This window comes from Amycolatopsis anabasis, assembly GCF_009765355.1.
In the GTDB taxonomy this organism is placed as follows: Bacteria; Actinomycetota; Actinomycetes; order Mycobacteriales; family Pseudonocardiaceae; genus Amycolatopsis; species Amycolatopsis anabasis.
The window spans coordinates 97283-109680 of record NZ_VTHK01000005.1 but is presented as its reverse complement, the minus strand read 5'-3'; the positions used below and the strand labels follow the sequence as shown (position 1 = coordinate 109680).

The 12398-nt window shown below is 70.9% G+C and carries 12 protein-coding genes; 6 read left to right on the top strand and 6 right to left on the bottom strand.

Translation table 11 applies throughout. The features are described from left to right. Window positions 1–13: 13 nt before the first annotated feature. Together FXO23_RS08650 and FXO23_RS08645 are read right to left on the bottom strand one after the other, a co-directional pair. A complete protein-coding gene (locus FXO23_RS08650; protein ID WP_158882683.1) occupies window positions 14–973 on the bottom strand; it encodes a ketoacyl-ACP synthase III in 960 nt (319 codons plus the stop codon). Window positions 974–1201: 228 nt separating this feature from the next. Continuing rightward, window positions 1202–2917 (bottom strand): CocE/NonD family hydrolase, encoded by a 1716-nt coding sequence (locus FXO23_RS08645; protein WP_158882681.1) that lies wholly within the window; start codon window positions 2915–2917, stop codon window positions 1202–1204. A 139-nt stretch (window positions 2918–3056) separates the two neighbouring features. On the opposite strand from FXO23_RS08645, the gene FXO23_RS08640 reads away from it, so the two are divergent. Together FXO23_RS08640 and FXO23_RS08635 are read left to right on the top strand one after the other, a co-directional pair. Further along, the gene (locus tag FXO23_RS08640; protein WP_158882679.1) at window positions 3057–3602 is read left to right on the top strand and encodes a TetR/AcrR family transcriptional regulator; all 546 of its coding nucleotides are present in this window, start codon (window positions 3057–3059) and stop codon (window positions 3600–3602) included. A gap of 14 nt (window positions 3603–3616) precedes the next feature. Next, complete coding sequence (locus FXO23_RS08635; RefSeq protein WP_158882677.1) at window positions 3617–4783, top strand: hypothetical protein; 1167 nt, start codon at window positions 3617–3619, stop codon at window positions 4781–4783. Here the strand turns inward: FXO23_RS08635 and FXO23_RS08630 are convergent. Continuing rightward, a complete protein-coding gene (locus FXO23_RS08630; RefSeq protein WP_158882675.1) occupies window positions 4780–5646 on the bottom strand; it encodes a GNAT family N-acetyltransferase in 867 nt (288 codons plus the stop codon). The genes FXO23_RS08635 and FXO23_RS08630 overlap by 4 nt on opposite strands. A gap of 91 nt (window positions 5647–5737) precedes the next feature. Continuing rightward, a complete protein-coding gene (locus FXO23_RS08625; protein ID WP_158882673.1) occupies window positions 5738–6409 on the bottom strand; it encodes a DUF2461 domain-containing protein in 672 nt (223 codons plus the stop codon). A 48-nt stretch (window positions 6410–6457) separates the two neighbouring features. Between FXO23_RS08625 and FXO23_RS52215 the strand changes: the two genes are divergently transcribed. Both FXO23_RS52215 and FXO23_RS50990 read left to right on the top strand, forming a co-directional pair. Continuing rightward, the gene (locus tag FXO23_RS52215; RefSeq protein WP_281356488.1) at window positions 6458–6589 is read left to right on the top strand and encodes a hypothetical protein; all 132 of its coding nucleotides are present in this window, start codon (window positions 6458–6460) and stop codon (window positions 6587–6589) included. Continuing rightward, window positions 6586–6771, top strand: coding sequence for a DUF1801 domain-containing protein (locus tag FXO23_RS50990; RefSeq protein ID WP_218951927.1), 186 nt, complete (start codon window positions 6586–6588; stop codon window positions 6769–6771). The genes FXO23_RS52215 and FXO23_RS50990 overlap by 4 nt, the downstream gene beginning before the upstream one ends. Window positions 6772–6807: 36 nt before the next feature. Here FXO23_RS50990 and FXO23_RS08615 read toward each other — a convergent pair whose 3' ends face one another. Continuing rightward, complete coding sequence (locus FXO23_RS08615; RefSeq protein WP_179956720.1) at window positions 6808–8049, bottom strand: glycoside hydrolase family 18 protein; 1242 nt, start codon at window positions 8047–8049, stop codon at window positions 6808–6810. Between the two features lie 477 nt (window positions 8050–8526). Here FXO23_RS08615 and FXO23_RS08610 point away from each other — a divergent pair, with 477 nt between their 5' ends. Further along, window positions 8527–9969, top strand: a complete 1443-nt coding sequence (locus tag FXO23_RS08610; protein ID WP_158882671.1) for an aromatic amino acid ammonia-lyase — start codon at window positions 8527–8529, stop codon at window positions 9967–9969. Between the two features lies 1 nt (window position 9970). Here FXO23_RS08610 and FXO23_RS08605 read toward each other — a convergent pair whose 3' ends face one another. Next, window positions 9971–10996, bottom strand: a complete 1026-nt coding sequence (locus FXO23_RS08605) for a 6-phosphofructokinase (RefSeq protein WP_158882669.1) — start codon at window positions 10994–10996, stop codon at window positions 9971–9973. Between the two features lie 258 nt (window positions 10997–11254). Between FXO23_RS08605 and FXO23_RS08600 the strand changes: the two genes are divergently transcribed. After that, window positions 11255–12340 (top strand): 3-deoxy-7-phosphoheptulonate synthase, encoded by a 1086-nt coding sequence (locus FXO23_RS08600; protein ID WP_158882667.1) that lies wholly within the window; start codon window positions 11255–11257, stop codon window positions 12338–12340. The last annotated feature ends 58 nt before the right edge of the window (window positions 12341–12398 follow it).

Genomic DNA, 12398 nt, shown 5'->3' with positions numbered 1-12398 from the left:
TTCACTCCCTGAGTCAGAGCCGGTAGAGCAGACCGCCGTAACACCAGACGCCACCGCCGAGGGATGGGGAGAGCACCAGATCGCCGCGTTGCAGCGTCCCGCGCTCGACGTATTCGGAGAGCGTGGTGGGGATCGAGGCGCTGGACAGGTTCCCCCGGGTGGCCAGGTTGTTCACGATCTTGTCCGGATCGATGCCGAGTTCCGCGCGAAGCGCCTGGTTGAACGGTTCGGTCGCCGAATGCGGGACGACCCAGTCGATGTCGTCCGGGGTGATGTCGTTGCGCGCCAAGAGGTCCTTCACCGCGATGAGGACGTGCTTCACGGCGACGTCGTTCAGCTCGGGCTGGCTGCGCACCCAGCCGTTGCCCGGATGCACCGTGCTCATGTGGGAAAGTTCGCCGTTGCTGTGGAAGGCGGAGTCGATCAATCCGGAGGTCCCGGTGCGGCGGAGCACGGCCGCCCCGGCCCCGTCACTGACCACGAGTTCGCCCTTCGACCCGGGGCGCACGCGGCGGCTGAACCGTTCGGCCGAGGCGACGACCGCGGTTTCGTAGTGCGCGGGCGAGCTGAGGAACATGGCCGCCGTGTGCACGCCCTGCACGAATCCCGCGCAGCCACCGCAGAGATCGAACCCCATGGCGTGCTCGGCGCCGACCCGGGTGGCGACGAGCGCACCCCATTCCGGGGCGCACCAACGATCCGTCCAGTTGCTGAGCATGAGCACGTCGACCTCGGAACCGTCGATCCCGGCGTCGGAGAGCGCGTGGTTGACGGCTTCCGTGGCGAGGTCGGCGAGGTCCTGGTCGTCGGCGCAGCGATGCCTGGTGCGGACCCCGCCGACGCCGAGGACCTGTTGTTCGATGGGCGTGGTGTTGGTGGGCACGAGGTCTTCGTTGGCGATGGGTTGACCTGGAAAGTAGCGGCCCAGGCCGACGATTTCGATCCCGCTGGTGCTCCAGACTGCTCCGGTCATGATCCCGAAGTTACTGACGGGTACCGCCGCGGGGAGTCGTCCTGGAGTACTCGCTCGCGCCTTCCTGGGTGACCGGCGGTACCCAGTGGTCCGGCCGCAACGCTCCCAATCAATCTGCTCGAACATCAGTTCGAATCTGTGGTAGGGTCGAAGCATGGTCCGCGCCGGGCTCTCCGGCGCCGTTGCATCCCCTTTGTGAATTCCCGGGCTTTGAAGTCTTCAGCGCCGTCACACCGTGCTCGGCGCCTGCCCGTCCACGCTGAAGCGCAAATACGATTGGAGGTCCCCGGCATGAAAGACCGTCTGCCGCGCGATCTCGGCCCGGTCGTCGGTGCCGATCGCGTTGCCGGTATTCGTGTTCCGGTCGAGATGCGGAAAGCTGCTGCTCGTGATCAGCACGCCGAGCCGGTGCCCGGCGCGGAATCGCCAGGCGGTGTGCCCCAGGTCCACGGTCAGCGCGGTCGGTTCGCCCGGCCGCAGCGGTATCTCCCGTTCGAAACCCGCCCGGTAGCGGGCCCGCAGCAAACCGTCGCAGACAAGGATCCACCGCCCGTCCGGGGTGACGTCGACGAGTTTGGCGGCGAAATCGGTGTCCGGGGCCGAACTGGCCACCCGCAGCCGCAGTTCGACCGGTCCGATCACATCCAGGGCTCCGCCGAGCGGGGCCGTGGTGTAGGCGAGCACGTCCGCGCGCCGGAGCAGGTGGTGCTGGTCCAACGGGCCGCCGACCAGATCGCCGGTGGCCAGCAGGCGGCCGCCGTGACTGGGCGCCGGATCGTGCGGGTCATACCCGTAGTTCTCCGGCGGATCACCGGCCGGGGCCGGATTCTCCGCGAGGCGGCCGGAAACCTCGTCGCGCGCGTCACCGCGGCCGTGCAGGTACAGGCGTCGCCGGGTTGTCCCCGGTGGCGGCCAGCTCGTGGCCGTGCGCCAGCGGCGCGCGCCCATGAGGAAGTACTCGACGCGCGTTTCCCGCTCACCCGGGCGCCCGCGCAGGTAGTGATCGAAGAACGCGAGGTGTTTCGCGGGCAGGCCGGAGGCGACCCCGGAACTGGTGACCCCGAAGTTCAGCGTGCCCTGGGTGTTGGGCAGCCCGCCCGCGTGCGCCCAGGGGCCGATGATCAACCGGTGCCGGTCGCCTTCCCCGTGCAGCTCGGTCATCCGCTGGTGCAAGCGGATCGTCGCGGCGGAGAACACGTCGAAGAATCCGGCGACCAGCAGCGTCGGAATGCTGATGTCCGGCAACGGGAACACCGGAGTGTCAAGGGAATCGACCAGCACGTGGCGCGTCAGATCGTACGGGGATCCGTCGATCCGCAATGCCGCGCGCAAATCGAAAAGCGCCGTCCGGGGCGAAGTGTCGTCGAGCAAGGCCGCGGCCCGGGCCAGGGATTCGGGATCGATCTCGCGCCCGTGCCGTTCCTCCCTGCGCATCCAGGAAAGCGCCATCAGCGCGGCCCAGCCGAGGTAGTGGTCGAGCCGGATCGCTCCGCCGGTCTCCGCGCGGTCGAGCGGCCCGTCGGTGGCCATCATCGGGGCGATGGCGCGAAGATGCGGCGGCCGCAGCCCCGCCCCGGCCCACTGCACCATGCCCGGATAGGAGGCGCCGGCCATCCCCGCGTTCCCGTCGCACCACGGTTGTCCGGCCGCCCATTCGACGGTGTCGTAGGTGTCCCGTCCCTCCTGGTCCCACATCGCCGGGCGGGCCTCGCCCTCGGATTCGAAGCATCCGCGCGTGTCCTGCACGAGCACGGCATAACCGGCGCGAGCCGCGTCGACCGGACGCAGCGCCTCGTACCCGTCCATTCCGGCGCGGCCGTACGGGGTGCGGTAAATGATCACCGGCGCGGGCTCGGCCGATCCGGGCAGCCAGAGGTCACCGCGCAACCGAATCCCGTCCCGCATCGGTATCGGGACGCTCCACCGGATCATGCTCCTGTCCATGCCGCCCATGACACGGCATCCGCCTGGCGCACCGGAGGTGACCCGGAGTCCTTGATCCGGCAAGGAAAAGTTACCCGGGGCAGGAGTGCCGAAACGTCCCACCTTGACCAGGGTTGTTTCAAACGCAACACTTTCGACCATGCCGAGGACGCCGCCGGATCTCCTGCAGCTGGCCGGGCGCGCCCTCGCCCGCAATCCCGGCGCCTCGCTCTCCGAAGTCGCCACTTCGGCGAACGTGAGCAGGTCGACGCTGTACCGCTCGTTCCCGACCCGGGAAGCGCTCGTGCGGGCCCTGGCCCAGCGCACGATCGAGGACCTGGGCACCGCGATGGACAAGGCCGAACTGGAGACCGCCCCGCCGGAGAAGGCGCTCTCCGCGCTCGTGGAAGGCATGCTCGAAGTCGGCGAGTTGCTGAGCCTGATGAAACTCCTGCCCGAACTCCTCGACGATCCCGACTACGTGGCCCGGGGCGAGGAACTCGAAGATCGGCTGTCCAACTTCTTCGACCGGGCACGCGAAGAAGGCGCGGTCCGGCGGGACCTTCCCCACCGGTGGTACGGCTACGCCTTGGGCGCACTCGTGTCGGCGACGGCCGACGGGATCCGGCACGGCACGCTCGCGCCGCGGGACGCCTTCCACCTGGTGCACAGCACGCTCCTGAGCGGAATCGGGAAACTCCCCTGAGCCGGGCGCTCGCGGTGATCGCGGCGGTGGTGGCCGCGGTCGCCGGTGCCGCCTGCGGCACGCCGCGCGGACCCGATCCAGTGCCAGGGGGCTGGCGACCGGTCGACGCACCGGCCCCGCAAGCTCGGGTGCTGGGCTTCGCGCGGCTCGGCGGCGACCTGCTGGCGGTCGGCTCGGTTCCCGGTGCGGACGGTCGCGCGCCCGGCGCCTGGCTCGGGTCGCCCGGTGCCGGATGGCGAGCGGTCCCGCTCCAGGCGAGCAGCGGCTATGGGCGGCAGGCCGAGCTGACCCTCCCCGCGGTGAGCGGCGAGCGGATCCTCGCGCTCGGGCAGGCGTTCGGCGGGGCGCACGGAAACCCCCGGCTGACGATCTGGTCCGGCGCGGCGAGCGGGCTCGTCGAGTATCCGCAGCCGGTCGAGCTGCTCGGCGGTCCGCGAGCCATGGCGGTCACCGCGTCGGCGGCCACGTCGTCCGGTGCGTTGCTGGTGGGTCAGTGGGACCACGAGCGGGGCGGACCGGGAGCCTCGGCGTGGACCTCGCCCGACGGCCGCGAGTGGGCGCGCGTGGACGAGCCCGCGCTGCAGAGCACCCCGGATGGGCAGACCAGCATGCGGGGCGCCGCGGGGCGGGGCGCGGAACTGGTGGCGGTCGGCGAGGTCCGCGGCGCCGGAAGCGGTTCACCGCGGACCGATCCGCTGGCCTGGAGTTCGGTGGACGGCCGCGGCTGGCGGCGGGCACCGCTCGGGGTGCCCGAGGGTGCGGCGAACACCAGCGCCGAGCGGATCGCGTGCGACACCGCGGGCTGCGTCGCCGTCGGCGTGACGGTCCGGTACGACGGGCCGGACGGCGGGACGCAGCGATTCGTGTGCTGGCAGAGCGGGCCCGGCGACGCCTGGGGCGCACCGGTCAGCGGCGAACCAGCGATGACGGGGAGCCAGTTGCCGGAAGTCGCCGGGCTGGTGGCCGACGGCGATCGGCTACTGGTGGCCGCCACCGCGAACGGCCGGGCGCGGTTGTGGTCCACCGACCGGCGGTGCGGGAACTGGCGGGAACTCACGCTTCCCGAAGAAAGCCGGGGCATCGCGGTGGCCGTGGCGGACCAGCCGCCCTGGGGCCGGGGCGTGCTGCTGGCCACGATCGCCCGGGACGCCAGCCGGTTGTGGTGGCTGGGGAACGCTTAGGCGGCCCGGCACAGGTCCCGCCTCTCCGGGAGTTGCTGGAAACCGGCTGACTGGTAGGTGGCGACGGCGCCGACATTGAAGCTCGGGGTGCAGACCATCGCGCTCGACGCGCCAAGCTCCTGGAGCGCGGCCGCCGCGGCGACGGTGATCGCCTTGCCGTAGCCGCGGCCGCGCTGTTCCCGGTGCACGCCCATCGGCTCGAGCACCCCGGGCTTCCCCGGACCGGCCGACCACACCGTCACCGCCGCCACCGCGTTGCCCTGGTCGTCGTACGCGACCAGGCACCGGGCGTCGGCGTAGGGCAGTCCGGCCGCCATCGCGTGCCAGTGCTCCTCCGTGAACGTCGACCTGTCGAACGATGCCCGCTGCACGGCGGCCCGCACCCGCGCCTGCTCCGGCCCGATCACCTCGATCCGCACGCCGGGGTCCGGCACCGGCTCGGTCAGGTCGCGGCGCAGCGGTGTCCACGGCTCGTCGGCGTTCCAGCCGTCCTCGAACAGGAGATCCTGAACCAGGACGCCCATCGGCGCCTCGACGCACACCTTCCCCGCGATCAGCACGCCGCGCTCCGGCTCGGTCAGGTCCGCGACCAGCTGCCGCGCCAGCTCCTCGTCCCGCTGGGCGTCCGGCGCGATCGTGAGCCGCAACAGCTTGGGCTCGTCCAGCAGCCCGACGGCGAGAATCCGGCCGTCCCGGCTCCAGGTCCGGACCGCCGCGGCCGTCGCCTCCGCGCCGAACCGCCAGAACCAGCCCAGGTCCCCCGGATGCAGTTGCATCGGCGCCGCGTCGTGCTGCCACTCCCGCAGCACGCCCACGGCCTCGCTCAGCTCGTCGACCCCCGGCTCGCCCAACTCGATCGCCACGCCCCGATCACACACCACCGCGCCGGGCGTCCGCACCCGGTTTTCGACCAGGCCGCCTCGGCCGAAGGCCGCCCGCGCACGACGAGCACGGCTACCTGCGACGGGGTGATTCCTCGCTCACGCCGACGTGGTCCCGCGCCCACTCGTTGAACGGGCGGAGCTGGCGCCAGGCGCGCCGGACCCGGTCGAGGCAGGCGCGTTCGTGCAGCGTGTCGTCCGGTTCCCACACCCGGACCGCGTACAGCGAGCGGTGGCGGAGCAGGTCGATCCGCGGGTGGTCCTCGGCGAATCCGCGGGGCTTGGTCTTCAGCGCGTCACCGGCGATCTCCCAACCGGCCCGGCGCAGCTTCGCGAGGATCTTCTCCAGCGCGCCGCCGTGGATGTCGGTGTCCACGGCCTGCCGGAACCGGGCGAGCTGATCGCTGGCCAGGTGGAAGCAGCCGCCGCCGACCCGCAGGCCGGCCGAACTCAGCTCGACGTAGTACGCGCCCCCGCCGCGGCCCTGTTCGATGACGCCACCGCAGTGCGTCTTGTACGGGCTCTTGTCCTTGGCGAACCGGACATCGCGGTGCGGGCGGAACACCTTGCCCTCGCCGAATTCGGCCCCGAACTCGGGCTGCAGCTCGGCCAGCAGCGCCTCCATCGGGGCGCGGACGTCGTTCTTGTAGACGGCCAGGTGGTCTTCCCAGTACGGCTTCGAATTGTCGGCGAGCAATCCGTCGTAGAACTCGACGGCGTGTTCTCCGAATCCCGCGAACTTCACCCGGACACGATAATGCGAGCACCAGCCACTCGATCGCGGGAGCCACCCATGCGGGGCAAGTCCACGGCGAAGACGCATGAGCAGTACCTCGCGAGCCTCGCCGAACCCCGGCGGGCCGAGTTGCGCACCCCGCACGAGCTGATCCGTGCGACCGTCCCCGAACTCGCGCCGACCATGTGACCGCGACCGACGGTGACCGGTACCTCGCCGAGTCCTACGCCGACCGGCTGCCGAAGGCGTCCGTCGGCAAGAGCCGCATCCGGTTCAAGCGGCTCGCCGGCGTGGATCTCGGCGCGGTGGCCGAGATCCTGCGCAAAGCCTCGGCCAACCCGCCGGGCGAGTTGGCCGAGGCGAAAACCTGACGAGGAGCCCCGGTTGAGGACTCCCCGCCCGGTTGGTCATCCGCCGGCGATCGCGGAGATGAGTTCACCGTTGCCGGTGTCGCCGGACAGTTCCCAGAAGAACGTCCCGCCCAGCCCCTGGTTCCGGGCGTAACCCAGCTTGCCGCGGATGGTGCTCGGGGTGTCGTAGCTCCACCACTGGTTGCCGCAGAAGGCGTACGCGGTGCCCGCGACCGTTCCGTTCGCCGGGCACTTGGTCTTCAGCACCTTGTAGTCGTCGATGCCCTGCTCGTAGGTCCCCGGTGCGGGGCCGGTCGCCTTGCCGCCGGGCGCGGACTGGGTGACGCCGGTCCAACCGCGACCGTAGAAACCGAGGCCCAGCAACAGTTTGCTCGCCGGGATGCCCTTGCTCTTCAGCTTCTGGATCGCGGCGTCGGAGTAGAAGCCCGCGGTGGGGATCCCGTTGTAGGACGTGAGCGGCGAGTGCGGCGCGGTCGGGCCCTGCGCCGCCCAGCCGCCGAAGAAGTCGTACGTCATCACGTTGTACCAGTCGAAGTACTGCGCGGCCCCGGCGTAGTCCGCCTTGTCCAGCTTGCCGCCGTCGGTGCCGTCGGCGGAGATCGCGGCGGTCACCAGCTTGGAACCGAACTTCGCCCGCAGCGCGGCCGCCAGGTTCTTGAACGCGGCCGGTCCACTGGTGTCGCAGGTCAGGCCGCAGGCGTTCGGGTACTCCCAGTCGATGTCGATGCCGTCGAACACGCCCGCCCAGCGCTTGTCGTTGATCAGGTTGTAGCAGGACTCGGCGAACGCGGCCGGGTTCGCCGCCGCTTGCCCGAAGCCGCCGGACCAGGTCCAGCCGCCGAAGGAGAACAGCACCTTGAGGTTCGGGTGCATCTTCTTCAGCCGCTTGAGCTGGCCGAAGTTCCCGCGCAGGGCCCCGGCGTCCCAGGTGTCCGAGACCCCGTCGACGCTCGCGTCCGCACCGTAGAACTTGTCGTAGTCGGCATAGGTGTCACCGAGCGTGCACCGGCCGCCCTGCACATTTCCGAAGGCGTAGTTGATATGCGTCAGCTTGGCGGCCGAACCGCTGGTTTCGATGTTCTTGACGTGGTAATTGCGTCCGTAGACGCCCCATTGCGTGAAATAGCCGAGCGTCTTGCCGACCGCGGCGGCGCCGGGGTCGGCGGCGGGAGCGGCCGGGAGGTCCGCGGCGGCCGGCGCCGCCAGGCCCATGGCCAGCACGGCGCCGACGGCCGCGCCGCCGAACGCCAGCAGTGTGCGCTTTCGGAACTTGAACATGTCCTCTCCCTCGGGAGGGCGGTGCCATGCCGCACCGCATGCAGGGAAACCGCGGTCGAGCAGGAACCGCGGCGCTGGTGCACCTCAATTCGGGGTCACCATGGGTGACGGAGAAACTACGGGGCAGGGACTACTAAAGTTAAGTGGACTAGACCAATACGTCAATGGTTCAGACCAGCAAAGCAAACTTTCGTCGTGGGCAACGGAACCAGTCCGGTGGTTCCTCGAACGGCACGCCGGTGGCCGCGGCACGGCGTTCGCCCCGGTCGTAGCGCGCCCGCGGGCCGGACCGAACGTCGTCCCTCCCCGGTGCGGTGGTGCTCGACGTGCGGCGGCCGCGCGCGGAAAGCGCGAACTTGATCAATGCCGTATCGCACGCTTTTCTTACCAGGTGATCATCGAGTACCGCGCCGCCGTGGCAACCGGCGAGCACCTGATCGACCGGCCATAGTGAGCGCAGCGGGAAAGGAGGACGCGGTGATCCGGGTGGACGGCCGAACCCTGCGCTGTGCCGATGTCGTGTCCGCCGCGGCCACCGAGGGGCCGCTGGCACTCGACGTCTCGACCGCGGGGTTGCGCTCCGCCGAGCACGCCTGGCGGCTCGCCGAGGAGCTGAGCACGCGGCGCGTGGTGTACGGCCGCACCACCGGCGTGGGCGCGAACAAGGAGGACGTCGTCGCCGGGAACGACACCGTGGAGCACGGGCTGCGGCTGTTGCGCAGTCACGCGGGCGGCAGCGGCGAGGTGATGCCGCCGGGCCAGATCCGGGCGACCATGCTGATCCGGCTCAACCAGCTGATCGCCGGCCGGTCCGGGGTCGGCCCGCCGTTGATCACCGCACTCGCCGACGCGCTGCGTTCGGGTTCACTCCCCCTGGTGCACCGGCTCGGCGCGATCGGCACCGGCGATCTGACCCCGCTCGCCGAGATCGGCCTGGCACTGGCGGGCGAGCGGCCTTGGCAGGCGCACGGCGTGCCGCCGGTCGCCGTGGCGGCCGGGGACGCGCTCGCGTTCATGAGCAGCAACGCGGCGACCCTGGCCGAGGCCACCCTCGCCGCGCTCCGCCTGGACACCCTGACCAGGGCGAGCCACGCCGTCGCGGCGCTGTCCTACATCGCGCTGGACGGCAACCCGGAGGCCTACGCCACGCCCGTGCACGAAGCGCGGCCGCATCCCGGCCAGGTCGCCTGCGCCGCCGAGATGCGGCGGCTGCTCGGCATGCACGGCACGCCGAAACCGGGCAGCCGGATCCAGGATCCGTTCGGGCTGCGCGCCTTTCCCCAGGTGCAGGGGCCCGCCCTGGACGCGGTCCACTACCTGCGGGAGGTGCTGGCGATCGAGATCAACGCGAGCACGGAGAACCCGATGATCTCGACCCGGCACGCCGACGCCTACCACCACGCGCATTTCCACACCGCGTACGTCTCCGCCGCCCTCGACCAGGCGCGAGCCACCGTGCACCAGGTGGCGGAGCTGTCGGCCGCCCGGCTCGGCGATCTGGTCGAACCCGAGTTCACCGGGCTGCGGCCGTTCCTCGCGGCCGGACCGCCGGGCAGTTCGGGCGTGATGATCCTGGAATACGTGGCACACGACGCGCTCACCGAGCTGCGGCAGGCCGCGCTGCCGGTGACGCTGGGGACCGCGGTCGTGTCCCGCGGCATCGAGGACCACGCGAGCTTCTCCACCCAGGCGGCCCGCGCCGCCACCAAGGCCTGCGCGGCCTACACCCAGCTCCTCGCGTGCGAGCTGATCGCCGCCGTGCGCGCGTTGCGCATGCGCGACGCCGACCTGGTCGACCTCCCCGTCCGCGACGCCTACGAGAAGGCGTCCGAGGTGCTGGACCCGGCGCTCGAGGACCGGCCGCTGACCGAAGACATCGACCAGGCCTCGAGCGTGCTCGACTCCCTCGCTCGGATCTAGGTCAGCCGAAGAAGACTTCGGCTTCCCGGTAGCGCTCCACCGGAACGGTCTTCAGCTCGGCGGTCGCCTCGGACAGCTTGACCCGCACGATGTCGGTGCCGCGCAGCGCGACCATCACGCCGAAGTCGCCCGCCGCCACCGCGTCCACCGCGTGCAGGCCGAACCGGGTGGCCAGCACCCGGTCGTACGCGGTCGGCGTGCCGCCGCGCTGGGTGTGCCCGAGCACGACCGCACGCGACTCCTTGCCGGTGCGGGCGGCGATCTCGTCGGCCAGCCAGGTGCCGATGCCGCCCAGCCGCACGTGCCCGAACGCGTCCTTCTCGCCGGTCTTGAGCACCTCGGCGCCGCCGTCCGGGATCGCGCCCTCGGCGACCACGATGATCGGCGCGTACATCCGCTCGAAGCGGCGCTCGACCCATTCGACGACCTGCTCGACCGAGAACGGCTTCTCCGGCACGAGGATCACGTTCGCGCCACCGGCCAGCCCGGAGTGCAGCGCGATCCACCCGGCGTGCCGGCCCATCACCTCCACGACCAGCGCGCGGAAATGCGATTCGGCGGTCGTCCGCAGCCGGTCGATGGCCTCGGTCGCGATGTGCACCGCGGTGTCGAAGCCGAACGTGTAGTCGGTCGCACCGAGGTCGTTGTCGATGGTCTTCGGCACGCCGACCACGCCGACGCCGTCGTCGGTCAGCCGCTTCGCCACGCCGAGCGTGTCCTCGCCGCCGATCGCGATGAGGGCGTCCACGCCCTGCTCGGCGAGCACCGACTTGATCTTGTCGACCCCACCGTCCACTTTGTACGGATTGGTGCGCGAGGAGCCGAGGATGGTGCCGCCCCGGGTGAGGATCTCCTCCACGTCGTTCAGACCGAGCGGCCGGCTGTCCCCGGTGAGCGGCCCCTGCCACCCACTGCGGAAGCCGACGATTTCCCAGCCGTGCACCTCGATGCCCTTGCGCACCACCGCCCGGATGACCGCGTTCAGGCCCGGGCAGTCGCCGCCGCCGGTCAGCACACCGACTCGCATTGGTTTAGACCTCCGCATGATTGTTGTCCTGCGTCACACTGTCGGCGCCAGGATAGCCGGACAACTCTTGATCGGTGCAGGAGATCGGGGCGACCTGTTACAGTGACGGGCGTGCGGCGTTATTTCTGGTTTAGCGGGCCGGCCCTGGGTGGGCCGGTCGGCGACACCGTGCGCTGACATCTCCACCCACGAGCCGGATCTCGACAAACCGGCTCGGCGGGTTCCGGCGGGGCGGTTTGCGGAAAGGAAACCCCCGCCATGTCACTCACCGCCGGGCCCGCCGACCCGCTCCAGCAACTGGACAACCAGCGGACCACCAGCGTCAGCCCGCTGCTGTCCCCCGCGCTGCTCCGCCAGGAACATCCGATGGACGCCGCCGTCGCGAAGACGGTTCAGCAGGGCCGCGCCGAAACCGTGGACATCCTCAGCGGCCGGGACGACCGGCTGATCGTGATCGTCGGCCCGTGCTCGGTGCACGATCCGGCCGCCGCCCTCGACTACGCGGCGCGCCTGGCCGAGCACGCCGCGCCGCTGCGCGACCGGCTGCACGTGATCATGCGTGTCTACTTCGAGAAACCGCGCACCACACTGGGCTGGAAGGGCCTGATCAACGATCCGGACCTGGACGGCACGTTCGCAGTCAACAAGGGCCTGCGGCTGGCCCGCAAGCTGCTGCTCGACGTCTCCGCGCTGGGCCTTCCGGTCGGCTGCGAATTCCTCGACCCGATCACGCCGCAGTTCATCTCGGACACGGTCACCTGGGGTTCGATCGGCGCGCGGACCGCCGCGAGCCAGGTGCACCGGCAGTTGTGCAGCGCGCTGTCCATGCCGGTCGGGATCAAGAACTCCACCGAGGGCGACGTGCAGGTCGCGGTGGACGCGACCCGTGCCGCGGGCGCCGGTCACGTGTTCCCGGGCATCAACTCCGACGGCCTGGCCGCGCTGATCAGCACCTCGGGCAACCCGGACTGCCACGTGATCCTGCGCGGCAGCGCGGCGGGCCCCAACCACGACCGGGAGACGGTGACCGACACCCTCGCCCGCCTGCACAAGGCGGGGCTGCCGGAGCGGGTGATCATCGACGCGAGCCACGGCAACAGCGGCAAGGACCACCGCCGCCAGGCCGAGGTGACCCGCGAACTGGCCGGCCGCATCGGCGCGGGCGAACGCGGCATCGCCGGGATCATGCTGGAAAGCTTCCTCACCGGCGGCCGCCAGGACCTCACCCTGGGCCGCGGCGCCGAGCTGACCTACGGCCAGAGCATCACCGACGCCTGCATGGACTGGCCCACCACCGCCGCCCTCCTCACCGAACTCGCCAACGCGGTCACCACCCGCCGCTGACCGGGTGTTAGGAGGGGTCCCCTCATGACGAAATTCGTCCGGAGGGGTCCCCTCATGA